Below are 26,797 nucleotides of genomic sequence, written 5' to 3' on the forward strand. Positions count from 1 at the left end.
GAGCATTCCCTGGGGCTGATCGTTGTAGAAAATCGTCACGCTGCCGTCCTTGCCGAAGTCCAGCGCGATCCTGTCACCCTCCCGGGACTTGATCGCGAGGAAGATGGCATCCAGCTTCGCCAACTGCGGTGCGATGGCTTCCATTTCCGCGCTGCCGTTGTTTCTGCGCAGCGCCTCGTGCAACGATGCCAGCATGCTCTCGGACTCCACGCTGCGCTTCATCACCAGAAGAACGCGGCGCAAATGTTCGGCGGCGATGACGGCATCGGCATTCGTCGTCCTGGACGGCAGATACAGCGCGGCCACGTAGACGTTCGCGAAGCCGAACCGTTTGCGCGCGCCCGCTCCGTTCAGGACCAGTTCCGCGCCGCCCACGGTGAGTGTGTCCTCCAGTTTCACGCCGGCGACTTCCGCCGCGCTCGCGCCTACGCAGGCTGCCAGCATCGCAAAAGCCGCTATCAGTTGCCTCATGGCCTCATTCCTCCTTCGGAGATTCGCTGCTTCGGACCGCTGCTGCGCACCTCGTCTTGCGTCGCTCATCGCCCGGTTCCGGGACGGTGTCAGGCGGGCACTTCGCTCAGGCTGCTCGACACCGGCCGCACGATATAGCCACCGGACTTTTCGTCGTGCTCGAGTTTGAGCAGGCCACGGATGGCAGCCTCCTCGAGCAGGCTGTTGAAACTCTTGAAGCCGTGATAGGCCTCGTTGAAGCCGGGATTGCGCCGCTTGATCGCCTGCTTGATCATGGAGCCCCAGATTTTTTCCTCGCCGCCGCGCTCGGACATCAGAGCCTCGAAGGTGCTGACCACGAGGTCGATCGCCTTCTGCGCCTTGTCGTCTCCCGGCTCGACCTCCGCCGACTCCGCTGCCGCCCTGGCCTCCTGCGCCGGCTTGGCCGGCTTCCTGCGCGGGGGCTGGCGCCGAGACTGCTTTTCCTTCTCCCGCACCAGGTCGTCGTAGTAGATGAATTCGTCGCAGTTGGCGATCAGCAGGTCGGAGGAGGAATGCTTGACCCCCACTCCGATCACTTCCTTGTTGTTCTCGCGCAGCTTGGATACCAGCGGCGAGAAATCCGAATCCCCGCTGATGATGACGAAGGTGTCGACATGCGACTTCGTGTAGCACAGATCGAGCGCGTCCACCACCATGCGGATATCCGCCGAGTTCTTGCCCGACTGGCGCACGTGGGGAATCTCGATCATCTCGAACGCGGCCTCGTGCATCGGTGCCTTGAACTCCTTGTAACGCTCCCAGTCGCAGTAGGCCTTTTTCACCACGATGCTGCCCTTGACCAGCAGCCGCTCGAGCACTTTCTTGATGTCGAACTTGTCGTACTTCGCCTCGCGCACGCCGAGCGCAATGTTCTCGAAGTCGCAGAACACCGCCATGTTCCGCTCATCGTTCGGTGTAGCCATGCCGGTTCTCCACAAACGTCAGGTCAGTCAGTCAATCAGCGCACAGGCACAGAAGCCACGGGGCAAACTCGAAAGAGCGAAACACGAAGGCACGAAGCCAATCGGGAAAGCGAGCTGCCTTTACGGGACTGGCGCCCGGTGTGGAAGTCGCGGTCAGGCTCGGCGCGCACGGTGAGGATGCCGACCGCTACGAAGATCGCAGGCAATCGGTGGCCAGCCGCCGCTTCCGGATCGTAACCATCGTCCTTCTTCGTGCCCTTTTCGCTCTTGCTCTTGTTTGTCTCTGTGCGTCTGCGGCTCTGTGGTTGGTTGCGCCTCAAGCAGCCTTGGCGAAGAATTCCTCCACTGCGCTCGCGAACCGGGCCACGTCGGCGCGATCCACGTCCAGATGCGTGACCAGGCGGATGGTCCCGTAACCGGCGTTGATCAACATGTCGCGCCCCCTCAGCCACTCGCGCAGTCGCGCGCCGCGTTGCAGCGCCATGTTGACGAACACCATGTTGGTCTGAGCGCCTGCGGCCAGGCGAATCCCTTCGATCCTCGCCAGGGATTCGGCCAGCGCCCTGGCGTTCTCGTGATCTTCCCTCAGCCGCTCCACGTGATGCTGCAGGGCGTAGATGCCGGCCGCGGCCAGCACGCCGGCCTGCCGCATCCCGCCGCCGACGACTTTGCGCCAACGTCGCGCCCTGGCGATCAGGTCCCTCGGTCCGCACAGCACGGAGCCGACCGGCGCCCCGAGACCCTTGGACAGGCACACCGACACGGTATCGAAGTGGCGGCTGATCTCGGTTACGGGCACCCCCAGGTCCACCGCCGCGTTGAAGATGCGCGCGCCGTCCAGATGCAAGCCGAGGCCTTTGCGGTCGCAGAACGCGCGCGCGCGTTTCAGATACTCCAGCGGAAGCACTTTGCCGGCCTGCGTGTTCTCCAGGCACAGCAACCGCGTGCGCGCGAAGTGCGGGTCGTCGGGTTTGATCGCCGCCTCCACTTTCGCCAGATCGAGGGTGCCATCCGGCTCGTAATCGAGCGGCTGGGGCTGGATGCTGCCCAGTACCGCGGCGCCGCCGCCTTCGTACTTGTAGGTATGTCCCTGCTGGCCGACGATGTACTCGTCGCCACGCTCGCAATGCGACAGCAGTGCGAGCAGATTGCTTTGTGTCCCGCTGACCACGAAGATCGCGGCCTCCTTGCCCAGCATCTGCGCGGCGAGCGCCTCCAGTCGGTTGACGGTGGGGTCTTCGCCATAGACGTCATCACCCACTTCCGCGGCCGCCATGGCAGCGCGCATCGGCGCGGTGGGCTTGGTGACGGTGTCGCTGCGAAGGTCGATGACTTTCATGAGAGGCTCCCCTGCGGAGCTGCCGGTCCGGCGGTACCAAGGCGATGCTGTTGCGCAGATGTTACACCACCCTCGCTCGAGAAAGCGGCGGCGACACCCTTCGCTTCATCGATCGACCGTATCGAGGGCATCGAGAAGGACGGGGATCGCGGCGGCGCGCAGGCTGCCGGGATAGCGTTGCCCGAACGAAGCGAGCGCCGTTCGCGCCTTCTGCGCATAGCTGCGCACAAGACCATCGGGAGCGGTCCCGGCGGCACGCACGTAGCGCACCACGAGAATGAAATCGAGTTCTTCGCGCTGCTCCTGCGGCAGGCCGGCTCCCCGCAGGCTTTCCGCAAGATCGATCTGGGCCCGCTGCGTCTCCCATGATTCGCCGCTTGCCAGGGGATCGGCTTCGAAGCTGTCGTAGAAGACGCCCTGGATCAGCCTGAACTTCGCGTCGGCTGCCAAGGGCCCGTCCGGCGCCAGACGCAGCGCTTCGTCGAAGTACCGGATATTCGCGAGGTAGCGCTTCTTGCGCGATGAATATTCGAGCGGCGTACCCGCGCGTGCCAGCTCCGAGACGAGGTAATTCGAAGGCAGGCCCTGCACTTCGCCGTGCGCCGCCAGGTCGCGATTGAGCAGCTCGCGGATCTCGTCGAGCATCACCCCGAGCCGGTAGCTGGCCTCGGCGCGCTGCTCGCCCGGGGCGCTCGACGCAACCAGTTGCCGCAGGCGCACGGCGCTCGTCAGGTAGCGCTGCGCCGCTTCCGCGGTGATCAGGTCGTGGGGCCAGGCGATGGACGAGAGTGCAAGCACGACTCCCGCCCACCATCGGATCATTCCTGCGCCTCCAACGGTTCGCCCGATGCAAAGGCGACCGCGCCCGGATGTACCGGGACCATGCCTTCGGCCGGGACCGGCACCTGTGCCTTGACCGTAACGGCATCCCGCGTCAACGCCGAGGCGAGCAGCCAGGCATGATGCCTGGGCAGACTGTCCACGGTCACCAGCACGCGGTCTTCGATTTCGAGCAGTCGACGAATGGAGCTGCCGTCAAAGCTCGAGAAACGCCCGCGGCCCGCATGCAGATCCAGCGCTTCCTCGGCGCGCATCACCGCCAGCACGGCTTGGCCGGTCGTGAGCAGGCTCGCCGTTCGCGTCGCATGCGGCGCGCGTGCGACCATTGCGTTCGCCTGCGGCAGGGACCGGTTCAGCGCCGCGACGATGCGTTCGGCCAGCGCGTCGCCCGCCGGATCCTCCCGCGTGGAATGCACCAGCAGGAAACGTTGCCGGAGTACCTTCCACTGTCGGTACGGCGTGTGCGCGTGGAGGAGCGGGGCCGCGAACAGGGTGGCGGCGAACAGAAAGCCGCGGCGGTTCATGGCTCATCAGCGCATGAGCGAAACACGAAGTCTTGAAGACAGACCCTGCAACAAACCGCTGCGGCTACCAGCGCGACAGCCGAGACTTGCCGCGTTCCTCGGCGCTCGCAGTGTCCCGGCCGCGTTCTGCCGGGTCGCTTGCACCTTCGTGTTTCGCTCTTGTCCCGGATCGCGACGAGGCTATTTGTCGAAGATCTCCAGCGGGCAGATGGTCGACACCGCGTAGTTCGGCAGGTCCACCACGTTGCCGATTCGCAGGTCGCAGGCGACGCTGGTGATGACATAGGCCTGCTCCCGACTATAGCCCTTCGTCTTCATCAGCCAGTCGATCATCTCCACCAGCGAATTGCGCGCCGCTGCCGTGAGGTCTTCCGAGAGGTTGCTGAGCGGCCCGATCTTCTTGCTGTCGAGGTAGGTCACGTAGGGCAGCACCTCGCCCGCGTTCTTCAGCGGGTAGCCCACGGTTGCATAGAACTTGTCGGGCTCCAGCGCCTTCAGTTGAGAGCCGCCCTCGAAGTGCGGGCCCTGTTTCATCATGGCCGCCATCCCCTTGCGGATCTCGGTACGCACGGTGACGACCGCGCCCATCTCGATCGCGGTGCCGGCGACTTCGCCGTCGCCTTGCGCGTAGTGCACATCGCCGACAAACAGCCCGCAACCGTCGATGTAGCAGGGCAGCAGCAAGGTGGTGCCCACGACCATCTGCTTGATATCCATGTTGCCGCCGTTCTCGCGCGGCGGAATGGTGCGCAGGCACTGATCCTTGTGGCTTCCGTTCGGGCCGCAGATCGCAGCGGGCAGCGCGCCGGTCGGCTGTGGCGGCAAAGCGATTCCACCGGCCTCCCCGAGCGCTTTCTCGCGCTCCAGCCATTTCCTGATTTCGGGCTCACCCGGCAGCGTGCCCACGGAACCCATGAAGCCGTTGAACGGTATGCGCACGCCGGGAATCTGATCCGATACGGCTTCCAGCCGGTTGAGTTTCCAGTTGGCGATGTAGGGCTTGGGATACAGATCGCGCAGGAACCCGAAGCCCGGGACGATCGTCGTATAACCGTATTCGTCCGGCGCAATGTCGACCAGCGTGACGGCCAGTACGTCCCCACGCCTTGCGCCTTCGATATGGATCGGACCGGTCATCGGGTGCACGAGGTTCAGGTCTGCGGCGAGCACGTCCTTCGGCTCGGACTCGACCGTCAGGTTCGAGTCCAGCGCGTCCCGCGTCTCGACCACGATGAGCTGGCCAGGTCTGGCACGCGCGACCGGCTTGATGGCGGGGTGATAGCGGTTGAAGCAGTTCGGGTCGTCGGCGCAGTGCGCACCCTGCTTCTTCACCCGAACGACGGACTGGGTCTTGACGTCACTGGTATCGGCGAACGCGCTCCACGCGGCCGCGCCCAAGAGCGCGGACAGAAGTATTGCAAGGTTTTTCTTCATGCTGGCCTCCTCCCGGTTGACACTCAAAGGGTCGCCGACTGCGGCGGTTAATATCCGCCCGCGCGGCGCGGGCTGTCAACCCGTGGCGAACACCCGTTCCACCAGCCAATACAATCCCAGCACCAGGACCGCGCCGGAAAGCCCCAGCCCTACCTTGCGCTGTAACGGCTCGGTCGGCTGCAGGCCCCTCGCCCGCCCGAGCGCGAATCCGGCTTTCCACAACAACGTGGCGGCTCCGACGATCAGCAACTGCCCGATCTCCACGCCGACGTTGAACGCGGCCAGGGCCGGCACGACGGCATCGCGGGGGATCCCGTACTCGCGCAGCACGGAGGCGAATCCGAAGCCGTGCACCAGGCCGAACGCGAAGGTAATCCACCACCGACGGCGGATGTCGCTGACGAAGAAGTTCTCGGCGGCCACATAGACGATGCTCCCCGCAATCGCCGCCTCGACCAGCCGCGAGGGAAGCGTAACGACCTCGAGCACCGCCAGCGACAGCGTGATGGAGTGGGCGACGGTAAATGCCGTCACGACCGCAAACAGCGGCCAGAAACGGCGCGCGAGCACGATCACCGCGAGCAGGAACGCGATGTGATCGTAGCCGATCGCGATGTGCTCGACACCCGAGACGAAGTAGCGCCAGACCGTCTCGCCGAGCCCCGCCGGTTCGCCACCGATCTGCAGCACCGGATTGCCCGTGCCGAGCAGACCGATCCAGCTCTTCCGCGCTTGGACGCTGACCATGTGCCGGGCGGCCGGATCGACTTCGTGGAAAAGCACGACGCGGTACGACAAGGGGCGATCCGCGGCCGGGCAGCGGTACTTCAGTGTCAGCACCACGTGGTCGCCCTTGGCCGCGATCGACTCCGGCCTCGCCTCGCACGCCGCTCCGCCGGCCACGCTCAACGTCGCGCGCTCCAGGACATAGCCGAACACTCGATCCTTCTGCGCCTCGAGCCGGTCGGGAAGAACCTGATCCGCCGCATCGGTGAGCGCGAGCTGCGCGGCAACGTTCAGATCGATTCCGTTGAGCTCGAGCTCCGCGCGGACCTCCTGACCCTCGAGCGCGAGCCTGGAACTGGAAAGCTTGGTCTGGTGAGCGTGAACGTCGTAGGGCGCCGCGGCCGCCAGCAGGCCCAGCAGCGCGACCAGGCTTGCCGCGAATCGCGGCGCGGCCGCCGGGCGCTTTTCGCAACTGGCTTCCGTGGCGTCCTTGGTGGTCTCGGTGGTTTCCATTTCCTGTTCCTTCTGGTCTTGTGACACCGGGCGCCAGCGCCACGGCGCTGTCAGCGCGTGATCCCGACCACGCCGAGGATGAATGCGTAGGCGAAGGCCACCTCCTTCAGGTAATCGTAGCGGCCGGACGATCCGCCGTGTCCCGCTGTCATGTTGGTCCTCAACAGCAGCGGGTTCAGATCGGTCTTCAGCGCGCGCAGCTTGGCCACGTATTTCGCCGGCTCCCAGTACATCACCTGGCTGTCGTGGAGCGAGCCCTCGACCAGCATCGCCGGATAGGCCTTGCGCTCGATGTTGTCGTACGGCGAATAGGACAGCATGTAGTCGAAGTAGCGCTTGTCCCTGGGATCGCCCCATTCTTCGTACTCGCCCGTGGTCAGCGGAAGGGACTCGTCGAGCATGGTATTGACCACGTCGACGAACGGCACCTGGGCGACCACTGCACGGAACAGCTCCGGGCGCATGTTGGTCACCGCGCCCATCAGCAGTCCGCCGGCACTGCCGCCCTGGATCACCAGCCGGGAAGGGTCGGTATAGTGTTCGCGGATCAGATGCTCGGCGCAGGCGATGAAGTCGGTGAAGGTGTTCTTCTTGCTGAGCAAGCGCCCTTCGTCGTGCCAGCGCTTGCCCAGCTCTCCTCCACCGCGCACATGGGCACAGGCGTGGACCACGCCGCGATCGAGCAGCGACAGGCGCGATGAGGAGAAATCCACGTCGTGCGGGATGCCGTAGGCGCCGTAGCCGGTGAGCAGCATGGGCTGCGCCCCGGCCTTGCGCCGATCCTTGCGGTACACGAGCGAGATCGGAACGCGGGTGCCGTCGGGAGCGATTCCGTAATGCAGCTCCACCCGGTACATGGACGGGTCGTATCCGCCGCGCACCTCGCGCTGCTTGAGCAGCCGCAGTCTGCGCGGCTCGATGTCGTAGTCGTACACCGAAGGCGGCGTCACGTAGGAGGAATAGGACAGCCGGTAGGTCCCGCTGTCGAACTCCGCGTTGACGCCGCCGTAAACGTTGCGCACCGGTTCGGGAAACGCGATCTCATGGGTGGCGCCATCGGCGATTCGCCGCACGGTCAGCCGCGGGAAGCCGCCCGAACGCTCGTGCAGAACGAGGTAGCGGGCAAATACGTCCACGCCCGCGAGCATCACGTCTTCCCGGTGCGGCACCAGCTCGTGCCAGGGCGCTTCGCCGGGCGATTCGAGCGGCGCGCCCACGAGGCGGAAATTGCGCCCGCGATCGTTGGTGATCACGTAAAAGCGGTCGCCGCCGTGGTCGACGTAGTATTCGTGGCCCTCGCGGCGCGGCAGAAAAAGCAGCGGCTCGGCCTCGGGACGGTCTGCACGCAGGAACCTGACCTCGGTGGTGGTCGTGCTGTGGGAGGTGATGAAGATATAGCGGTCGCTGCGGCATCGGGCCACGCCCACCGAGAAGCGGGCGTCGGTCTCCTCGTACAGCGGCACGCCGTGCGCCTCGCCCAGCCGTTTGCGCCACACGCGGCTGGCCCGCTTGGTCTCATCTTCGGTCACATAGAACAGCGTCCGGCTGTCCATCGCCCAGGTCGCCGAGCGCACCTTCTCGATCCGGTCTGGAAGCAGCTCCCCCGACGACAGGTCTTTCACCTGCAGCGTGTATTCCCGGAAGCCGGTGAAATCCGTGGAGTACGCGAGCAAAGCGCCGTCCGGGCTGACTTCCATCGTGCCGACGCCCAGGTACGGCTTGCCGCGGGCCAACGCGTTGAGGTCCAGGATGATTTCTTCTTCGGCCGACAGGCTCTCGCGCTTGCGGCAATAGATCCGGTACTGCTGGCCTTTGCGGGTACGCGAGTAGTAGTAGAAGCGGCCATCCCGATAGGCCACCTCCACATCGGACTCCTTGATGCGCCCCACCATTTCGCGGTAGAGCTTGCGCTGCAGGAGTTCGCTCGGCTTCATCATCGCCCGGGTGTAGGCATTCTCCGCCTCCAGGTAGGCCCGCACGTCGGGCGAATTCCGCTCGCGCAGCCAGTGATAGTCATCGATGCGTCGGATGCCATGGATTTCGACGACGTGTGGACGCCGCGGTGCGGCCGGCGGAGTCGGATGGGGAATTCGAGGCACTAAACGCTCCTGTGGCAGTCCGGTCAAAGACGGTGAACGCCGGCCTCGATGCGATTGGTGCCGGCAGGCAAAGATTCTAGAATGTGGACACAGTGTAGAGGCAAGTACGCATGGCAGCTTACGAATCCGAGGTCACCAGGTTCATCCGCGAGTTCCTGCAGAAACATCCCGAGATCGTCGAAAAGCAGAAGCAGGCGCGGGCGACCTGGTGGGACCGGCCACAGGACCTGGAGGAGCGCAGACGGCTCGAAGAGGCCGAGGTGCCGAAAAAGCCGTACGAGTACTACTGAGTCCGGAAGCGGCGCAACCGCGCGGACGAGGCAGCACAGGAGGGAAATCGCGCCCGGCATGGCGCGGATCGGCCTCGAACCGCGCAATTTCCGGCCGGCCGTTTTGTCTAACAAGCGTTTGCGCGCGATGCGCGCGAGCCACGAACCGAGGCGAGCCGATGCAAGAAAGCCGCCACGAAGCGGCGCAACGGGCCGAGCTCCCCGCCACCACGGTGGTGGCGCGCTTTCAGATCGGTTGTCTGCGCTACCTAGACCAGGCGGGCGACGCGCTCCAGCCTCTTCCCCAGTTTGCGGCCGGCCCCGAGACGCTGACGCGCATGTACCAGGCGCTGGTGCTCGCGCGCGCTTTCGACGCCAAGGCGATCGCCCTTCAGCGCACCGGCAAGATCGGCACGTACGCCGCCGCGCTCGGTCAGGAAGCCGTGGGCGTGGGCACGGCCTTTGCAATGGGCGCCGAAGACGTGCTGTTCCCCTCCTATCGCGAATCGGCCGCCATGCTGGTGCGTGGCGTGACGATGGAAGAGCTGCTGCTGTACTGGGCGGGCGATGAGCGGGGGAGCAACTTCAGCGGCCCGCGCGCCGACTTCCCGATCTGCGTTCCGGTGGCTTCCCAGGCGCCCCATGCCGCGGGTGCCGCCTATGCGTTCAAGCTCAGGGGCGAGCGTCGGGTCGCGGTGTGCGTGCTGGGCGACGGCGCGACTTCGAAAGGCGACTTCTACGAAGCGATCAACTTCGCCGGCGTGCACGCGCTGCCGGTGGTTTTCGTCATCAACAACAACGGCTGGGCGATCTCGGTGCCGCTGCGTCTGCAGACCGCGGCGCAGACTCTGGCGCAGAAGGCGATCGCCGCCGGCGTGGAGGGCTTGCAGGTCGACGGCAACGATGTGATCGCGGTGCGCGACGCGGTGGAGCGTGCGGCGGCCAAGGCGCGAAGCGGAGGCGGACCGACGCTCATCGAGGCGCTCACCTACCGGCTGGGCGACCACACTACCGCCGACGATGCGACCCGTTACCGCGATCCGGAAGAAGTCAAGGCCCAGTGGCGCTTCGAGCCGATCGCCCGCCTGCGCGCCTATCTGTCCGGCCGCGGCTGGTGGGACAAGGAGCGCGAGGAGGCGCTGCACGGCCAATGCGCCGAGCGCATCCAGAAGGCGCTCGACGCGTTCGAGGCGATGCCGCCGCCGGGACCCGAGGCGATGTTCGATCATCTCTATGCCAGCCTGCCGAAGGCGCTTCAGGCGCAGCGCGCGCGAGCCATCGAGGAGCATCGACGCCGTGGCTGAAGTGAATCTGGTGCAGGCGATCAACATGGCGCTCGCGCACGAGATGGCGCGCGATCCCGACGTCATCGTGCTCGGCGAGGACGTCGGCGCCAACGGCGGCGTGTTCCGCGCCACGGTGGACTTGCAGCGGCGTTTCGGCTTGGAGCGCGTGCTCGACACGCCCCTGGCCGAAGGGCTGATCGCCGGTGCCGCGGTGGGCATGGCTGCCCAGGGCCTGAAGCCGGTGGCCGAAATCCAGTTCACCGGATTCATCCATGCATGCCTCGACCAGATCATCAATCACGCAGCGCGGCTGCGGCATCGCACGCGTGGAAGACTCACCTGCCCGATGGTGCTGCGCTCGACCTGCGGCGCCGGCATCCACGCGCCCGAGCACCACTCGGAAAGCCCCGAAGCGATATTCGCCCATGTCCCGGGTGTGCGCGTGGTGATTCCATCCTCGCCGCTGCGCGCCTATGGTCTGTTGCTCGCGGCGATCCGCGATCCCGATCCGGTTGTCTTCCTGGAGCCCACCCGCCTCTATCGCCTGTTCAAGCAGGAAGTTCCCGACGACGGCGAAGCGCTGCCGCTGGACGCCTGTTTCGTCGAGCGCGAAGGCCGGGACGTGACGCTCGTGAGCTGGGGTGCGAGCCTGCGCGAAGCGCTGGCCGCCGCGCAGGCGCTGAGCGCAGAGGGGATCGCTGCCGAAGTGATCGACGTGGCGACCCTGAAGATCCTGGACATGGACACGATCCTCGAATCGGTCGCCAAGACCGGGCGCTGCGTGATCGTGCACGAGGCGCCGCGTTGCGCCGGCTTCGGCGCGGAAATCGCGGCGAACCTCGCCGAGCACGGGCTGCTCGCGCTTTTCGCTCCCGTGCAGCGAGTCACCGGTTACGACGTCGTCACGCCGCTGGCGCGGCTGGAGCAGGAGTTCATGCCCGGCACCGCGCGCGTCGTCGACGCCGTGCACCGCGCCATGGAGTACCGTTGATGAATGTGTTCAAGCTGCCGGACCTCGGCGAAGGTCTGCAGGAAGCCGAGATCGTCCAATGGCATGTCCAAGCCGGGCAGCTCGTGGCGGTGGACCAGCCGCTGGTATCGGTCGAAACGGCCAAAGCGCTGGTCGACATCCCCTCTCCCCGGTCCGGGAAGGTGCTCAGGCTGTTCGCGAAGGTCGGCGAGGTCGTGCCGGTCGGCGCGCCCCTCCTCGCATTCGAGGGCGAAGGCGAGGACACCGGGGCGGTGGTCGGCGCCGTCGAGGTGGGCACTGCGCTCGTAGCGGAGAGCGCGACCGCCGAAACGCGGCGGCCCGTGGCCACGAGTGCCAAAGCCGCACCCGCGGTGCGCGCGCTGGCGCGACAGCTCTCGGTCGACATCGCAGTGGTCACTCCGACCGGACCCGAAGGCACGATCACCGCGGAAGACGTGCGGCGCACGGCGAAGATGCTCGCGGAGGCCGCTGCGCAGGAGCCATTGCGCGGCGTGCGCCGCGCAATGGCACAGAACATGGCCATCGCCAACGCCGAGGTGGCGGCGGCGACCGTGGTCGACGACGCCGATATCGACGCCTGGCCCGCCGGCACCGACATCACGATCCGCCTGATCCGGGCGCTCGTCGCGGCCTGCCGCGCCGAGCCCGCGCTCAACGCCTGGTTTGACGCCCGCTCCATGAGCCGCCGGCTGATGACAAAGATCGACGTCGGCATCGCCACCGATACGCCGGACGGTTTGTTCGTGCCGGTGCTGCGCGATGTGGCCAACCGCGATGCGCCCGACCTGCGACGCGGACTGGACCGCATGATCGCCGACGTCAAGGCGCGGCGCGTGCCGCCCGAGGAGTTGCGCGGCTACACGATCACGCTGTCCAACTTCGGCATGATCGCCGGCCGCTATGCCGCGCCGGTGGTGCTGCCGCCCACCGTGGCGATCCTCGGGGCGGGGCGCGTACGGCCGGAAGTCGTCGCCGTGAACGGCACACCCGCGGTGCACCGGATCTTGCCGTTGAGCCTGACCTTCGATCACCGTGCGGTCACCGGCGGTGAAGCCGCACGTTTCCTCGCTGCCGCGATCGCCGATCTGCAACGCGCGCAATAGGCAGACGCCCTTCTTCCCGTCGGGGTCGATGGCGCGGGCGCCCGAACAGCGGTGCGGCCCGGCCTCGGGACGGTCTGCGGGCAGAAAACCTGACCTCGGCCGCGGTCGTGCTGTGCGAGGAAACGAACATGTAGCGGACACTTCTCGAACGGCGCACGCCGAGCGAAAAACGGCATTCCAGAATTGCGGCGCATCCGGCCGCCAATCGCCACCTCATCCCCCGCAAGCGGGCAACGAGGAAATCCAGCACTCTGGTAATGCGGTGCGCAATCTGCTCCTCTCCTCGCGCTCACCGTATAGAGTTGGATTGAGGTGCTTTTTCACCAGTTGTATCCCAACGTGAAAAGGACCGTCCGGTCGGTGCGAGCACGGCCCGGCGCGGGATTCGCGTCCCAGTCCACGTTGTATTGCGCGGTCGCCGACAGGCGCGCGATCACCGGCCAGCGCAACCCGCTCTGGGTGCGCACGAACAGGTTCTCGGAGTCGTCGAGGGCGGAAAAGCCCTCGTTGCGATGGAAGGCCTGCGTCTTCGAGCCAAACAAGTAGTGGTCGAACTTCAGCGCCCAGCGGCCCGCCGGGTAGCTCTCGTCGGCGCCCATGTCGAAGTCAGTGTTGACGTAGTTCAAGCCGCCTTCGAGTGACAGGTTGGTCGCCGGTGTTTCGAGAAACTGGTAGCCGGTACCGACGCCGAGCGTGGTTCGGAGGTTGATGTCCTTGAACTCGTCGCTTTCCATGTCGGCGTTCGAGTACGCGTACCACTTCCGGGTGATGAAGTGGTCGTACTTCAGGTAGGCGATCCAGTTCGATTCGGTCTGCACGCCGCTGTCCTCTGCCTTGTTTACCGCACCGCCGATGGTGAATCGGTTCTCGACCGAGCGCGCGACCACTTCCATGTCGGCATGAACCTTCTCGGTATCCGTGTTGCCAGACGTGGCCGATGCGCCGACGTTGATGTGCCCAGTGACCTTGACCGGCGGCTCCGGCTTGCGCGTCATCGCCGTGATGCGGCCCAGAGGAAGGGGGCTGGTTTCCAGCCAGTTTCCTCCGGACAACGTCGCGCTGCCCGGATCCGACTGCGCGAACACCGCTTCGATTCGATTGGACTGGTCGATCGTCGCGTAGACCGGCTCGTCGGTGGAAAGCGTTGCGACCTGCGCCCAGTCGATGCGCACATCGCCCGCGTACGGCGTCTTCACCAGGAGCTTGCCTCTCTCCAGACGCACGATCTCGCCGCTGATGCGATCGCCGTTGTGCAGCACTATTTCATCGGCGTGCGCCGTCCGGCCGGCAAGGCATAAACCGAGAACGAGGAATCTCCAGGCCATTCGGCGCATTTGTCGTTGTTTCTCCCAAACGAGACACGCACCGCGCTGGTGGAGCGCATCGCGGTGCGGTTGATCCGACACTGTGATCTTTCGCGAAACGCTCGCGGCCCGAAGACCGCGAGCCTGCCGGGAGACAGCAGTCGGGCTTATGGCGCCCATTACTCGCCTGACACCCTGTTGCGAACCGAGTTCCCTCCGGCGGCGCAAGCATGCACAAGATGCTGACTTGCGTAATGGTTCTATTGCCGCCGCGCCGGCTGCCGAGAGCTTTCTGGTAAAGTGCCGGACACTTCGCGAGCCAGACACGAACAACCCCGGGAGGATCGATGAGAGCCGCATACTTTCTGCTGCTCGCCTGCGCGCTGCCGCTGCTTGTGCACGCCGAGGAACCGGTGCCGATCGAGCAGGAGCCGAGACACCGGCTGAGATTCGAGAACCCCCACGTCCGCTTCTTCGACGTCGATCTGCCGCCCGGGTACGAGGGCCGCTACCACTGGCACACCAACGACGGCGTGTTTGTGAACATCCTGCCGGCCGAGACCATCGCGCAGGACTTGGGCAAGGAACCGGAAAAGCGCGGCTGGCGCGCCATCGGAGAGACCTATTTCATCGGATACCGCGACAAGCCCAAGGCCCATCGGGTATCGAACAGCGACACCCAGAACTACCGCGTCACCGATACCGAAATCGTGCGCGGCTGCGGCGCGACCCAACCCCTGGTCGAGGCAGCAGGCCAAACGCTGATCGTGGACAACGCGCGCGTATTCGTGACGCGGATAATCCTTCATCCGGGCGAGTCGACCGAGCTGCACGGACCGTGCGGCATGCTGGTGTCGGTTTCCGAAGGCAGCCTGCAGATCGCGGCCGGCGGCCTGGAGCAAGCGATCGGCCTGGGGCGCGCCGGATTCCATTGGCGGCAGTCGGTCGAGCCGCACAAGCTCACCAACGTCGGGCGCAACGTCTTTCACGCGGTGGACATTCGGTTGAAATAGCGCCCGCCGATGGATCCGGGCCGCAGGAACGTGGTCGCGCTGTCGGCGTGCCAGGCGCTGCTGGTGATGAACAACGTGATGATGATCTCCATCGGCACGCTGGCGGCGGACACCCTGGCCCGAAACAAGCTGCTGGTGACGGTTCCAGCCACCAGCTATATCGTCGGCGCGGGTCTCGCGTCGCTGCCGATGGCGCACTACATGAAACGCCACGGCCGGCGCGCCGGATTCATGATCGGTGCGGCATTCGGCATGGCCGGCGCGGCGATCGCGGTCGCTGCGATCGCCCTGCACCAGTTCTGGCTGCTGTGTCTCGCCACGCTGGTTTCGGGGGTCTATAACGGCAGCGGCGGTTTCTACCGGTTCGCGGCAGCCGACGCGGCCGCCACCGAGTACAAGAGCAGGGCCATCTCGCTGGTGCTGGCGGGAGGTATCGCCGGCGGCATCCTCGGCCCGGAGAGCAGCAAGCTCACGCGCGAGCTGCTGGGGCCGGTGTTTCTCGGTTCCTTCCTGTCGTTGATCGCTCTCGCGGCGGCGGCGATGGTGTTGCTGGGCCGGCTCGCCATCGCGCCGCCCTCGGCCGAAGAGCGCAGCGGCGCACAGCGTCCGCTCGCCCGGATCGCACGCCAGCCCGTGTTCATCGTCGCGGCGCTGGGCGCGATCACCGCCTACGGCGTCATGAACCTGCTGATGGCGGCGGCGCCGCTCGCGATGCAGATGTGCGGCCATCCCTACAACCAGCAGGTGCTGGTGATCGAATGGCACATCGTGGCGATGTTCGCGCCGGCGTTCGTGGCCGGCTGGCTGATCGCGCGTTTCGGCGTGCTTCAGGTGATGTTCACTGGCGTGCTGCTCATGCTGAGCGCAGTCTGGATCGCCGTGAGCGGCATTGCCGTCCTGCACTTCTGGCTGTCCATGGTGCTGATCGGCGTGGGCTGGTGCTTTCTGTTCGTCGGAGGCACGACGCTGCTGACGGAAGCCTACGGCCCCGCGGAGAAGGCCAAGACGCAGGGCACCAACGATCTCCTGATCTACGTCACGATGTCGACTTCGTCGCTGCTCTCCGGCGCGATCCTCTATCGATTCGGGTGGAACCCGCTCAACTACAGCGCGCTGCCGCTGCTCGCCCTCACCGGCGTGGCCATCCTGTGGCTGGCCCGGTTGCGCCGCGCCGCGGCCGCCTCCGGCCGCCGATGAAGCTCTCGATCCTCGATCAGTCTCCGATAATCAGCGGCCATACGCCGACCGACGCGGTGCGCGAGACGGTGAAGCTGGCACAGACGGCGGAGCGGCTCGGTTACCACCGCTACTGGCTCGCCGAGCACCACAACATGCGCGGTCTGGCCGACCCCTGCCCGGAAATCCTGCTCGGTGCCGTCGCGGCGGCGACCTCGCGCATTCGCGTGGGCACGGGCGGGGTGCTGCTGCCCTACTACAGCGCGCTCAAGGTGGCGGAAGTCTTCCGCATGTACGAGGCGCTGTATCCAGGACGCATCGACCTGGGGATCGGACGCGCGCCGGGAGGCGACATGCTCACCGCGCGCGCGATGAATCCGCGTGCGTTCGAGGACATGGACGCTTTTCCGCGGCAGGTCATCGAACTGGTCGGGTGGCTGGACGAGGCGCTGCCGGGGGACCACCCTTACCATTCGGTGCGCGCGATGCCGGCCGGCGACACCTCGCCGGAGATCTGGCTGCTGGGCTCTTCGGACTACTCCGGCGCGCTGGCCGCACATCTCGGGCTGCGTTTCGCCTTCGCGCACTTCATCAACGCCCACGGCGGAGACGCAGTCTCGCGCGCATACCGGGCGGAGTTCCGCGCGTCGCTGCGCGACCCGGCGCCCTACTGCATGGTCTGCGTGTTCGCGATCTGCGGCGAGACGCAGGCCGAAGCCGAGCGCCTGGCGGCCTCGATCGATCACCGGCGGCTGCTCATGGCGAGCGGGCGCGAAGCCCTGGTCGCCACCACCGACGAGGCGCTGGCTTACCCGTACTCCGAGCGCGATCGCGAGATCATCGCCCGCGAGCGCGCCCGCGCGGTGATTGGCACGCCCGACGCGGTCAAAAAGCGAGTCCTCCAGATCAGGGACGCGTTTGCGGCAGACGAGCTGATGGTGATCACCATCACCGGCGAATACGCAAGTCGGCTGCGGTCGTACGAATTGCTGGCGCAGGCGTTCGAACTGCACGCACAAGCATCGGCCTCGGCCCGCGCCCTCTCCACGGATCCGGCGCGTGGCGAGGGTGCCTCATGACTGCGTCTGCGCCCTCGAGCGCGGCGCAGGGTGCGGGGAGGTGGGCGGACGGGGGTGGCGAAATGGGCGAGCTTATCTTGCTCGTCATCCTGGCCGGCGTACAGTTCACGCACATCCTCGACTTCATGATCGTGATGCCGCTCGGCCCGCAGCTCATGCGGCTGTGGCAGATCCGACCGTACGAGTTCGCGCTGCTGTTTTCCGCCTACACGTTTACCGCTGCCGCCGCTGCACTGCTGTGCTCCCTGTATATCGATCGCTTCGACCGGCGGAAGGCCCTGCTCGCGCTCTATGGCGGATTCGCGCTCTCCACGCTGCTGTGCGCGCTGGCACCGAGTTACGGCTGGCTGCTGACGGCGCGCGCCGCGGCCGGCGCCTTCGGCGGTGTGGCAGGCGCGGCCGTCTACTCGATCCTCGGCGATCTCATCCCGGAAACGCGGCGCGGGCGTGCGATGGGCGTGCTGATGACCGCCTTCCCGGTATCGGCCGTGGTCGGCGTGCCCCTGGGGCTGTTCCTGGCCAATCACTTCGGCTGGCGCGCGCCCTTCGTACTCGTCTTCGCGCTGTCGTTGCTGGTGTTGTTCGGCGCATCGAGGCTGGTGCCACCACTGCACGCGCACGTGGAAAAGGCCCGCCTGCGCAATGCCTGGCAGCTCCTGCAGAGCGTGTTCGCGGATGCCAATCATCGTCAGGCGCTCGCCTTCATGGCAGTGCTGGTGTTCGGCGGCTTCTCGGTGATTCCGTTCATCGCCCCTTACATGGTCAGCACCGTGCGCCTGCGCGAAAGCGACCTCACCTATCTTTATTTCTTCGGCGGGCTCGCCACGGTCTTCACGTCGCGCCTCATCGGGCGGCTGACCGACCGCCACGGCAAGCGCAAGATGTTCACCATCGTCGCCCTGGTGTCGATCGTGCCGTTGCTCATCACCACCAACCTGCGGCCGGTTCCGGTGTGGATCGCGATCGCCGCTTCGGTACTTTTCATGGTGTTCGTCTCCGGGCGTTTCGTGCCCGCGATGGCGATCGTCACCGCCGCCGCGCAACCCGGCGTACGCGGCGGCTTCATGAGCGTCAGCTCGGCGGTCCAGCAACTGGCCTCGGCCCTCGCGTCGCTGGCCTCCGGCGTGATCATCGGCCGCGGCGCCGATGGTTCGATGACCCGTTACTGGCTCGTCGGCCTGATCTCGATCGCGTGCGTGCTGCTCTGTATCCGCCTGGCGAGAAGGATCGAGACGAGGGGATAGGCCCAGACGGTGCACCGCCGCGGCCTTCCGGGCGCATCGCTACCCCCGCTCCGGGATGAAATCGTCCTTCGCGTGCGCGAGATTTGGCTGCTAGCGCCGGGCAGCGACTCGCTCCGCGATCGACAGCACCCGGTACATCGATCGTACTACCGGAAGTTCGATCAGTTCGCCGTCGACCACCACGAGCCCGGTCGCGTCCTGCTCGAAGGCCGCGCAGACCTTCTTCGCCTTCTCGACGGTCTTCTCGTCGGGCGTGAACGCTTCGTGGATGATCGGCAACTGCCTGGGGTGAATCGATGCCTTGCCGGTGAATCCCAACGCAGCGCAGCGTCTGGCCTCTTCGCGCAAGCCATCCGGGTCTTCCAGGTTGAGAAAAGGAACATCGAGCAGGTCGATGCCGGCCGAAGCGGCCGCGTGCACCAGCCGCGAGCGGGCGTAGAGCAGTGGCTCCCACGCCTTCTGGCAGCGCAGGTCCGCGGACATGTCCACGGCCCCGAGGATCATCGAATCGATGCGCGGACTCGCTTTTGCGATCTGGTGCGCCCGTTCCAGTCCCTGGTTGGTCTCGATGATCACACAGAAACGGATCTCGCGCGCCGGGCCGGTCGAAAGCAGCGCGTCGATCAGCTGGATTTCCTCGGCCGAGCGGATCTTCGGGATCATGATGGCCGGCGGCGGCGAGCCCATGGCGAGGATGGCAGTGAGGTCCTTGAGTCCGTCCGCGGTGGACAGCGCATTGATGCGCAGCATCAGTTCGATGTCGGCGCGCGCGTGCTTCTGGAACAGCGGCAGCGTCAGAGCGCGCGCCTCGGCCTTGCGATCGCGCGCCACCGCATCTTCCAGGTCGACGCAGACGATGTCGGCTCCTGCTTCCAGGGCTTTCTCGAAACGGTCCGGCCTCAGGCCCGGCACGAACAGCAGGCTGCGGCGCGGGCGGACGGAACCATATGCTTCGCGCATGCGCTTCTCCGTGCAAAGCGCGGATTCTATCGGAGGAACGGCAAGTCGAACCAGCGATGGCACCAAGGACACCAAGCGAAGCCAACGGGACACGGAAACGTCGAAGACAACGGCACAGATCGGAGACTGCGGCTGCGCAGGTCCGGGCTTGTCGTGGTTGACGCAGACGCAGAACCGCCCGCTCCGACGCCGCGGCGTGCCAACTCGCGCACGGCGGGCGTCAACGCCGCGATCGCCAAGCCGGACACGCCGACGAGGAAGAACATCCTCTGGAAAGCCGGTACCGATCGGGGGCGTCCACACCTCGCGCAGGAATTGCCCGTAAGTTCTGCCACCGCCCCGCACATCGCACGCAGCGCGCTCCACACCAGCATGCCCGCCGTGGCGATCCAGCGCTGGTTCCCCCGTCGGCCCAGCTGCAGTCCGAACAGCGTGTAGCGGGGTTTCCGCTGGAGGCGTCCGCACCCTGGCGCGGGAGTGGGCGCCGCGCCTGGCGCGGCTCATTCGCCGATCACGATTCCTTCGCCGGGGCTGGCGCTCTTGGCTGGCAGTCTCGGCCGTCCGATGAACAGCAGCAGCGGCAGTGCCGCAAGCGCGACGATCGCAAATAGACCGAAGTCAGCCGTGTAGGCGATCACGGCCGCCTGCAGGTGGATCTCTTCCTCCAGCCGCGCGAGCGACTCCGGTGCCGCGAGGCTCCAACCGTTCTGCGCCTGCGCGCGCAGCGCCTCGTTATACGGAGTGATGTGCTCGGCGAGCTGCGCGTGCATGGTCGTGCGCGTGCGCACGTAGAGTGTGAGGGCTCCAGAGACTCCGATGCTCGCACCCAGGCTGCGGATCAGGTTGTAGACCGCGGCCGCTTCGGTGCGCCGATGCGGCTCCAGCGCCGGAAAGGCGATTGCCTGGATGGGCACCAGGATGATGCCTCCGCCCACGCCTTGCAGGAAGTTCGTCCACAGCAGCGGCCATTCGCCCACCTCGGCGGTCCAGCGCGACATTTCCCAGCTCGATCCCGCGAGCAGCAGCAATCCGGCCACGATCAGGGCGCGCGGATCCACGCGGCTCACCAAGCGCCCGCCGATCAGCATTGCCGCGAGCAGCCCGAACCCGCGCGGAGCCTGGAGCAGCCCGATGGCGTCGACCGAGTAGCCGCGCACATGCTCCAGAAAGGCCGGCATGAGGACCATGGGCGGCGTGGTGAGGAAGCCGTACAGGAAAGCGAAGACCAGGCCCATGAAGAAACTGCGCTGCGCGAGCAGGCGCGGATCGAGAAAAGGTCGCCGGGCGGTCAGGCAGTGCACATTGAACAGATAGAAGCCGAGCGCGGCGAGAAACGCTTCGGTAATGATCTCCCACGACTCGAACCAGTCGAGCTGGCCGCCCCGGTCGAGCATCAGTTGCAGCGCGCCGATACCCAACGAGAGGCTCAGGAAGCCGAACCAGTCGAAGGGATGGCGCGGATGGCGCTCGGTTTCGGGAACGAAAGCGGCCGCGCCGGCCAGCGCCAACAACCCGAACGGCACGTTGATGTAGAAGATGTAGCGCCAGCTCAGGTATTCGGTCAGGTAGCCGCCCAGGGTCGGGCCGACGAAAGAGCCCATCACGGAGCCCACGCCCCACAGGGCCATGGCCTTGCCCTGCTCTTCTGGCGGATAGGTGTCGAGGATGATGGCGTGCGAGAGCGGAATGAGAAACGCGCCGCCGAGCCCCTGCACCACGCGCGCGAACACTTCCATCGCCAGGGAGTCGGCCGCGCCGCACAGCACCGACGCGCCGAGAAACACCGACACGGCCCATAGGAACACGCGCTTGCGGCCGAAGCGCAGGCTCAGCCAGCCGGCAGTGGGAATCGAAATCGCCGAGGCGACGATGTAGGACGTAATCACCCACGAAATCTGATCCTGGGTGGCCGAGAAGGCGCCCTGCATGTGCGGCAGGGCCACCGCGGCGATGGTCCAGTCGACCGAATACAGAAAGCTGGCGAGCCCGACCGACGCCGTGATCAGGGCGGGGTGGCGGGCGGGAGTCACGGTCTCAGCCGGCGTGGCCGGCCAGCGCCGGGGCGGGCACCAGGAAGCGCGGCAGCCAGCCGCTGTCGATCAGTCTTTGCACCATGCGCGGCATTCCGCGCGGCTGGCCTGTGTCCACCGTAACGGTCACCGTCATGCCGGCGCGCAGCTGCACCGATCCCGGAAGCTGGTCGACGCGGATGCGCACCGGCACGCGCTGCACGACTTTCACCCAGTTGCCGCTCGCATTCTGCGGCGGCAGCACCGCGAATTCCGCGCCGGTGGCTGGCGCGATCGCTTCCACTACGCCCGACCACGGCCGCTCGGGATAGGCATCGGCGACGACTTTCGCCGGCTGGCCCACCCGCATGTGGGTGAGCTGGGTCTCCTTGAAGTTCGCTTCGATCCACACCGGCCCGTCCTCGATCAGACTGAATGCCGGTGCACCCTTGTCCACGAACTCGCCGACCCGCAACCGCATGTTGCTGACCACACCGGCCACGGGCGCCGTGACCCGACTGCGCGCCAGGTCGTGCATCGCCGCATCGTACGCGGCCTGCGCCTCCGCGAAGCGCGGATGCTGTTCCGCGCGCAGATCCGGATTGCCGTTCAGCGCCGCCAGCACCCGGTTGGTCCTTTCGCGCACCGTCTCGAGGCGCCGGCGCGCGGCTTCCAGATTCAGGCGTGCTTCTTCGTACGTGTCGGCCCGGGTCATGCCCTTTTCCCGCAGCCGCTCCTGCCGTTCGAGCTGTCGGGCGAAGAATTCGATGCGCTCGCGCGCTTCCGCCTGCTCCTGCAGCGTGGCGCGGTATTCGGCGCGCAGCGACTGCACGTCCGCACGCACTACGTCCATCTGGGCGCGGGCTCGGGCCACAGCGATCTCGAAAGGCTCGGGGTCGAGGCGAAACAACAGCGCGCCGGCCTGCACCGCCTGGTGATCGCGCACCGCGACTTCGACCACCCGTCCCGCCACCGCCGCGCTGATCGCCACGATGTTGGCCTTCGCATAGGCGTTTTCGGTTGCCACGTGCCGCCCGCCGGTGGCGTAAACGTAGAGCGCCGACGCCATCGCGGCCAGAGGGACGAGGACGAGCAGCGCCGCACGCGCCATACGGCGCACCGCGATCACCGATTTTCCGTCCGGGACCGACACGCTAACGCCTCTGCCTGCGACCACCGTTGCCGTTGTTCTCGACGGCGAGCCGCTGAAGGTTGGCCTTGATCGCGAGCAGCGCATCGACGAACTGCTCCTGTTGCGAGGCCGACAGGCCCACCGCGGCATCGCGCCGCACCTCGGCGGCGGCAGCGCGCATCGCCTTGATGGCCGGCTCCACCTCCTCGGTCAGAAAAACGCGTTTGGCGCGCCGGTCGCCGGCATCGCTCTCGCGGCGGATCCAGCCCTTCTGTTCCATGCGGTCGAGCAGCCGCCCCAGGGTGGCTTTCTCCACCTCCAGGATCTCGGCCAGCTCCGACTGCGTGACGCCGTCGTTGCGGAAAAGATGGTTCAGCACCCACCACTGCGAGCGGGTGAAACCCAGCCGCCTCACCCGGCGGTCGAAGATGGTGCGCATCAGGCGGGCTACGTCGTTGAGAAGGAAGCCGAAGTTGCGGGAGAGGTCCTCGCGGAACACGGAAAAGGCACCTACAATTGGTTGCTTAGCTTACGATATGCCAGGTTATCAAATGACGCAAGCGCCCGGCCCGCCGAGACAGGCCGCTGCTAGAATCGATTACACAATCAAATCGATCGGAAAGCTGGGGGAGGCATGAAGATCACGGCCGTCGAGACGATCAACCTGGAGGAATTCCCCAACGTGCTTTGGGTGCAGGTCCACACCGACGAAGGCGTCGTGGGTCTGGGGGAGACTTTCTACGCGGTGGCACCGGTCATCGAGCACATCCATCAGACCTGCGCTCCCTACCTGCTCGGCCGCAACCCGCTGGAGATCGACCGGATCTCCCGCAACTTCCTCAATACCTATCTCGGCTTTAACAGCGTGGGGGTCGAGATGCGGGCGATGTCGGCGATCGATATCGCGCTGTGGGACATCTTCGGCCAGTTCACCGGCCAGCCGATCTACCAGTTGCTGGGCGGCGCCTCGCACGAGAAGGTGCGGGTCTACAACACCTGTGCCGGCTACCAGTACGTGCGCGCCAAGCCGGTCCAGGGGACGGCAAACTTCGGCCTGCCAGCGAAAGTGGACAAGAAGGCCCGCCCGTACGAGGACCTGCTGGCGTTCAAGACCGATGCCGGAGAGCTGGCGGAATCCTTGCTCGAAATGGGGATCAGCGGAATGAAGATCTGGCCATTCGACGAGGCGGCTGAAGCCTCCAACGGGACTTACATCTCCAACGCGGAACTGAAAAAGTCGATGAAGCCGTTCGAGCAGATCCGCAAGGCAGTCGGCGACAAGATGGACATCCACGTGGAATTCCACTCGATGTGGCAGCTGCCGGCCGCAATCCGCATCGCCAAGGCACTCGAGCAGTTCGATCCGTTCTGGTACGAAGATCCCGTCAAGATGAACAATCTCGATGCGCTCGCAGACTACGCGCACCGCACCGACGTCTGGGTCACCGCGTCGGAAACCCTCGGCACGCGCTGGGGCTTCCGCGAGCTGTTCGAGAAGAAGGCGGTTTCTGTGTGCATGCTGGACGTGGGCTGGACCGGCGGCCTGTCGGAGTCCAAGAAGATCGCGACCATGGCCGAGGCCTACGCGCTGCCGGTGGCGCCGCACGACTGCACCGGGCCGGTACTGCTGACCGCTTCGGTGCACCTGTCGATGAACTGCCCGAATACGCTGGTGCAGGAAATGGTGCGAGCGTTCTACTATGACTGGTACGGCCAGCTCGTCACCCAGCTTCCGCCCGTGAAGGACGGGTATATCACCGCGCCAAAGGGCCCCGGGCTGGGCACCAAGCTGCAGCCCGGCATCGCCAGACGCAAGGATGCCAGTGTGAGGGTCTCGAAACTCAGCAAGTGAGCCTTACGATGGCAGATAAACACTAAAGTCACGAAGAGACGGCATTCCGGATTTTCTGTGCGCCTTCGTGTCTTTGTGGCGAACCCCAGGTTCCACATATGAGCAAACAGCCAAATGACACCGACCCGCGAGTGATGGTGCTTGCGCCGGGCGACAACGTCGCGATTGCGAAGACCGAGATTGCAGAGGGAACAACGCTGGAGGTGATTGGGCAGCGGGTGACGCTGAAGTCGAAAGTCGACATTGGCCACAAGTTTGCGTTCAAGCTCATCCGCAAAGGCGAGCGCATCGTCAAGTACCGTGCGCCGATCGGCAGCGCCACGCGGGACATCGCCCCCGGCGAGTACCTGCACACGCACAACGTGACGAGCAATTACCTACCCACCTACACGCTGGAAGAGGGAAAGCAGTTCGTGAAGATCAAGGAGGCCGAACGATGATCCAGGCCTATCTGCGTCAGGACGGGCGCAAGGGCATCCGCAACACCATTCTCGTCGCCTACCTGGTCGAGTGCGCGCATCACGTCGCGCGCGAGATCGTGACCCCTTACCGGGAACAGGGCATACACCTGATCGGCTTCTCCGGCTGTTATCCAAACGCCTATGCCTACCGGATGATGACCCGGCTCGCCACCCACCCGAACGTGGGCGCGGCGCTTTTCGTATCGCTCGGCTGCGAGGGCTTCAACAAGGCAGGGGTGCTCGAATACGCGCGCAAGTCGGGCCGCCCGGCCAAGCTGTTGGTGATCCAGGACAGCGGCGGCACGCGCAAGTCCATCGTGCAGGGCCGTGACTGGGTCGAGCGAACGCTCGAGCAACTTGCGCATACTCCCCGGGCGCAGATGGGCGTCGAGGAACTGATCGTCGGCACCAAGTGCGGCGGCTCGGACGCCACCAGCGGACTGACCGCCAATCCGGCAATGGGGCGTGCCTTCGATTTCCTGGTGGAGAAAGGCGCGGCCTGCATTTTCGAGGAGACCGGTGAACTGATCGGAATGGAGCACTGGATGGCCGAGCGGGCCGAGAATCCGGCGCTCGGGCAGGAGATCATCCAGACGGTGGCCAAGGCGGCGCGCTACTACGCCGCCATGGGGCACGCGAGCTTTGCACCGGGCAACGCCGACGGTGGGCTCACGACGATCGAAGAAAAGTCGCTCGGCGCCTACGCGAAATCCGGCCAGTCGAAGATCTCCGGGATTCTGAAGCCCGGGGACGCGCCGCTGCGTGGCGGGCTCTATTTGATGGACATGATCCCCGACGGAGAGCCGCGCTGGGGCTTTCCCAACATCAACGACAATGTCGAGGTCGGCGAACTGATCGCCTGCGGCGCGCACCTGGTGCTGTTCTCGACTGGCCGCGGGTCGGTCGTGGGCTCCGCGATTTCTCCGGTCATCAAGGTCTGCGCCAACCCGAAAACCTATCAGCGCATGGCGGACGACATGGACGTGGACGCCGGCCGCATCCTGGAAGGCAAAGCCACGCTCGATGAAGTCGGCCGCGAGATCTACGACCTGCTCCTTCGAGTGGCAGCCGGCGAGAAGACCAAATCCGAAGGTCTCGGCCACCAGGAATTCGTGCTCACCTACAAGAGCTTCGAAGCGCTCGGCCCGGCTTGCTTCCCGTCTGCGGCCTGATGGAGTGTTCAACGCCAAGCACGCCGCAACGCGCAGAGGAAAACAAAAGAAGGGCGCATGGGCGGAGTTTCCGGCCCCGCGCCGGTTGCAACGAGCCGCCATCGCCACTGGGGGTCTCCACGTCGGATGTCTCCGGGTTTCCGACCCCGTGCGTCCTTCGCGGTGACCGCGGTTGCGTTGGTCTTTACAGCAGCCCGAAGAAGACGTAACACACAGCCGCGCCGACGACGGCCATCGACAGGCCCCACGCCAGCATCTGGTTGAAAAGCCGCTTGCGGTCGACGTCCGCCGCCGCGTTGGCGATGCACAGCGCTCCCAGCGTGGAGAGCGGCGAGACGTCCACCAGGTGCGCGCCGACGTTGATCGAGGCAGCGATCGCGATCGGGTCGCCCCCGCCCAGCTTCTCGATCAGGCCGGGAATCATCGGCAGGAAAGTCGGCAGTACCACCGCCGAGGAGCTGCTGTAGACCGAGATCACTCCGGTTACAAAGGCGATCACGCCGGTCACGGTCGTGGGGTCGGAGACCTTGGCCAGCAGTCCGGTGAACAGATCCAGCCCGCCCACCTTGTCCGCCACCGAGATCAGCACTGTCATGCCGCAGACCATCACGATGACGGTCCACGGCATCTCCCTGAAAGTCGCCTTTTCGTCGGCCGCCCCGCACAGCGAGAGGATTGCCGCCGCGACGAACGCACCGATCGTTACGTCGATCTCGAACACGAGCACTGCTGCGATCAGCAAGCAGATGACCGCGATCGTGAGCTTCTGCTTGCCGTCCAGCGCGGCGCTCCCGGCATGCGGTTCGACTACCGGCGCGGTGGCGCCCGAAGCCAGTAGGTGCGCGCCCCCGAAAAG

General features: G+C 65.9%; 24 protein-coding genes and 1 pseudogene. 11 read left to right on the forward strand and 14 right to left on the reverse strand.

The genetic code is table 11. The annotated features are described in order from the left end of the window. The 8 genes and pseudogenes from VNM24_17070 to VNM24_17105 form a co-directional block, all read right to left on the reverse strand. On the reverse strand, window positions 1-471 hold a 471-nt coding region (locus VNM24_17070; protein ID HWQ40293.1), incomplete at its 3' end, for a chalcone isomerase family protein. Window positions 472-575: 104 nt separating this feature from the next. After that, a pseudogene (locus tag VNM24_17075) lies at window positions 576-1,415 on the reverse strand (NYN domain-containing protein). Between the two features lie 316 nt (window positions 1,416-1,731). Beyond that, a complete protein-coding gene (gene ltaE, locus VNM24_17080) occupies window positions 1,732-2,754 on the reverse strand; it encodes a low-specificity L-threonine aldolase (protein HWQ40294.1) in 1,023 nt (340 codons plus the stop codon). 105 nt (window positions 2,755-2,859) lie between these two features. Further along, entirely contained in the window at window positions 2,860-3,576 is a 717-nt protein-coding gene (locus tag VNM24_17085; GenBank protein ID HWQ40295.1) for a hypothetical protein, read from the reverse strand. Further along, complete coding sequence (locus VNM24_17090; protein ID HWQ40296.1) at window positions 3,573-4,118, reverse strand: hypothetical protein; 546 nt, start codon at window positions 4,116-4,118, stop codon at window positions 3,573-3,575. Before VNM24_17090 ends, VNM24_17085 begins: the two co-directional genes overlap by 4 nt. Window positions 4,119-4,298: 180 nt before the next feature. After that, the gene (locus VNM24_17095; GenBank protein HWQ40297.1) at window positions 4,299-5,552 is read right to left on the reverse strand and encodes an acetamidase/formamidase family protein; all 1,254 of its coding nucleotides are present in this window, start codon (window positions 5,550-5,552) and stop codon (window positions 4,299-4,301) included. A gap of 75 nt (window positions 5,553-5,627) precedes the next feature. Next, window positions 5,628-6,791, reverse strand: coding sequence for a HupE/UreJ family protein (locus VNM24_17100; protein ID HWQ40298.1), 1,164 nt, complete (start codon window positions 6,789-6,791; stop codon window positions 5,628-5,630). Window positions 6,792-6,841: 50 nt separating this feature from the next. Then, the gene (locus VNM24_17105; GenBank protein ID HWQ40299.1) at window positions 6,842-8,890 is read right to left on the reverse strand and encodes a S9 family peptidase; all 2,049 of its coding nucleotides are present in this window, start codon (window positions 8,888-8,890) and stop codon (window positions 6,842-6,844) included. A 110-nt stretch (window positions 8,891-9,000) separates the two neighbouring features. Between VNM24_17105 and VNM24_17110 the strand changes: the two genes are divergently transcribed. The 4 genes from VNM24_17110 (at window position 9,001) to VNM24_17125 (ending at window position 12,539) form a co-directional block, all read left to right on the forward strand. Further along, complete coding sequence (locus tag VNM24_17110) at window positions 9,001-9,180, forward strand: DUF3460 family protein (GenBank protein ID HWQ40300.1); 180 nt, start codon at window positions 9,001-9,003, stop codon at window positions 9,178-9,180. 158 nt (window positions 9,181-9,338) lie between these two features. After that, window positions 9,339-10,463, forward strand: a complete 1,125-nt coding sequence (gene pdhA / locus VNM24_17115) for a pyruvate dehydrogenase (acetyl-transferring) E1 component subunit alpha (GenBank protein HWQ40301.1) — start codon at window positions 9,339-9,341, stop codon at window positions 10,461-10,463. Continuing rightward, window positions 10,456-11,436: an alpha-ketoacid dehydrogenase subunit beta gene (locus tag VNM24_17120; GenBank protein ID HWQ40302.1), complete on the forward strand. Its 981-nt coding sequence runs from the start codon at window positions 10,456-10,458 to the stop codon at window positions 11,434-11,436. Before pdhA ends, VNM24_17120 begins: the two co-directional genes overlap by 8 nt. Continuing rightward, window positions 11,436-12,539, forward strand: coding sequence for a dihydrolipoamide acetyltransferase family protein (locus tag VNM24_17125; protein ID HWQ40303.1), 1,104 nt, complete (start codon window positions 11,436-11,438; stop codon window positions 12,537-12,539). The genes VNM24_17120 and VNM24_17125 overlap by 1 nt, the downstream gene beginning before the upstream one ends. A 320-nt stretch (window positions 12,540-12,859) precedes the next feature. Here the strand turns inward: VNM24_17125 and VNM24_17130 are convergent, their stop codons facing one another. Continuing rightward, window positions 12,860-13,864, reverse strand: coding sequence for a DUF481 domain-containing protein (locus tag VNM24_17130; protein ID HWQ40304.1), 1,005 nt, complete (start codon window positions 13,862-13,864; stop codon window positions 12,860-12,862). A gap of 326 nt (window positions 13,865-14,190) precedes the next feature. Between VNM24_17130 and VNM24_17135 the strand changes: the two genes are divergently transcribed. The 4 genes from VNM24_17135 to VNM24_17150 all read left to right on the forward strand — a co-directional run bounded on the left by VNM24_17135 (window position 14,191) and on the right by VNM24_17150 (window position 18,355). After that, window positions 14,191-14,856 (forward strand): hypothetical protein, encoded by a 666-nt coding sequence (locus VNM24_17135; GenBank protein ID HWQ40305.1) that lies wholly within the window; start codon window positions 14,191-14,193, stop codon window positions 14,854-14,856. Between the two features lie 9 nt (window positions 14,857-14,865). Beyond that, window positions 14,866-16,053, forward strand: a complete 1,188-nt coding sequence (locus tag VNM24_17140; GenBank protein ID HWQ40306.1) for an MFS transporter — start codon at window positions 14,866-14,868, stop codon at window positions 16,051-16,053. Beyond that, the gene (locus VNM24_17145; GenBank protein HWQ40307.1) at window positions 16,050-17,111 is read left to right on the forward strand and encodes an LLM class flavin-dependent oxidoreductase; all 1,062 of its coding nucleotides are present in this window, start codon (window positions 16,050-16,052) and stop codon (window positions 17,109-17,111) included. Before VNM24_17140 ends, VNM24_17145 begins: the two co-directional genes overlap by 4 nt. A 62-nt stretch (window positions 17,112-17,173) precedes the next feature. Further along, window positions 17,174-18,355 (forward strand): MFS transporter, encoded by a 1,182-nt coding sequence (locus tag VNM24_17150; GenBank protein ID HWQ40308.1) that lies wholly within the window; start codon window positions 17,174-17,176, stop codon window positions 18,353-18,355. A gap of 90 nt (window positions 18,356-18,445) precedes the next feature. Here the strand turns inward: VNM24_17150 and VNM24_17155 are convergent, their stop codons facing one another. From VNM24_17155 to VNM24_17170, 4 genes are all read right to left on the reverse strand, one after another. After that, on the reverse strand, window positions 18,446-19,315 hold the full coding sequence (locus tag VNM24_17155) for a CoA ester lyase (GenBank protein HWQ40309.1): 870 nt from the start codon (window positions 19,313-19,315) through the stop codon (window positions 18,446-18,448). A 500-nt stretch (window positions 19,316-19,815) separates the two neighbouring features. Further along, complete coding sequence (locus VNM24_17160; protein HWQ40310.1) at window positions 19,816-21,345, reverse strand: DHA2 family efflux MFS transporter permease subunit; 1,530 nt, start codon at window positions 21,343-21,345, stop codon at window positions 19,816-19,818. Between the two features lie 4 nt (window positions 21,346-21,349). Then, a complete protein-coding gene (locus tag VNM24_17165; protein ID HWQ40311.1) occupies window positions 21,350-22,477 on the reverse strand; it encodes an HlyD family secretion protein in 1,128 nt (375 codons plus the stop codon). A 1-nt stretch (window position 22,478) separates the two neighbouring features. Then, window positions 22,479-22,955 (reverse strand): MarR family transcriptional regulator, encoded by a 477-nt coding sequence (locus VNM24_17170; protein HWQ40312.1) that lies wholly within the window; start codon window positions 22,953-22,955, stop codon window positions 22,479-22,481. 135 nt (window positions 22,956-23,090) lie between these two features. Here VNM24_17170 and VNM24_17175 point away from each other — a divergent pair, with 135 nt between their 5' ends. The 3 genes from VNM24_17175 to VNM24_17185 all read left to right on the forward strand — a co-directional run bounded on the left by VNM24_17175 (window position 23,091) and on the right by VNM24_17185 (window position 25,941). Beyond that, window positions 23,091-24,308, forward strand: a complete 1,218-nt coding sequence (locus VNM24_17175; GenBank protein ID HWQ40313.1) for a mandelate racemase/muconate lactonizing enzyme family protein — start codon at window positions 23,091-23,093, stop codon at window positions 24,306-24,308. A 98-nt stretch (window positions 24,309-24,406) separates the two neighbouring features. After that, window positions 24,407-24,748, forward strand: coding sequence for a UxaA family hydrolase (locus VNM24_17180; GenBank protein ID HWQ40314.1), 342 nt, complete (start codon window positions 24,407-24,409; stop codon window positions 24,746-24,748). Further along, on the forward strand, window positions 24,745-25,941 hold the full coding sequence (locus tag VNM24_17185; GenBank protein HWQ40315.1) for a UxaA family hydrolase: 1,197 nt from the start codon (window positions 24,745-24,747) through the stop codon (window positions 25,939-25,941). Before VNM24_17180 ends, VNM24_17185 begins: the two co-directional genes overlap by 4 nt. A gap of 184 nt (window positions 25,942-26,125) precedes the next feature. Here VNM24_17185 and VNM24_17190 read toward each other — a convergent pair. Next, on the reverse strand, window positions 26,126-26,797 hold a 672-nt coding region (locus tag VNM24_17190), incomplete at its 5' end, for an SLC13 family permease (protein ID HWQ40316.1).

This window comes from Burkholderiales bacterium, from assembly GCA_035560005.1.
In the GTDB taxonomy this organism is placed as follows: Bacteria; Pseudomonadota; Gammaproteobacteria; order Burkholderiales; family Eutrophovitaceae; genus DASRFY01.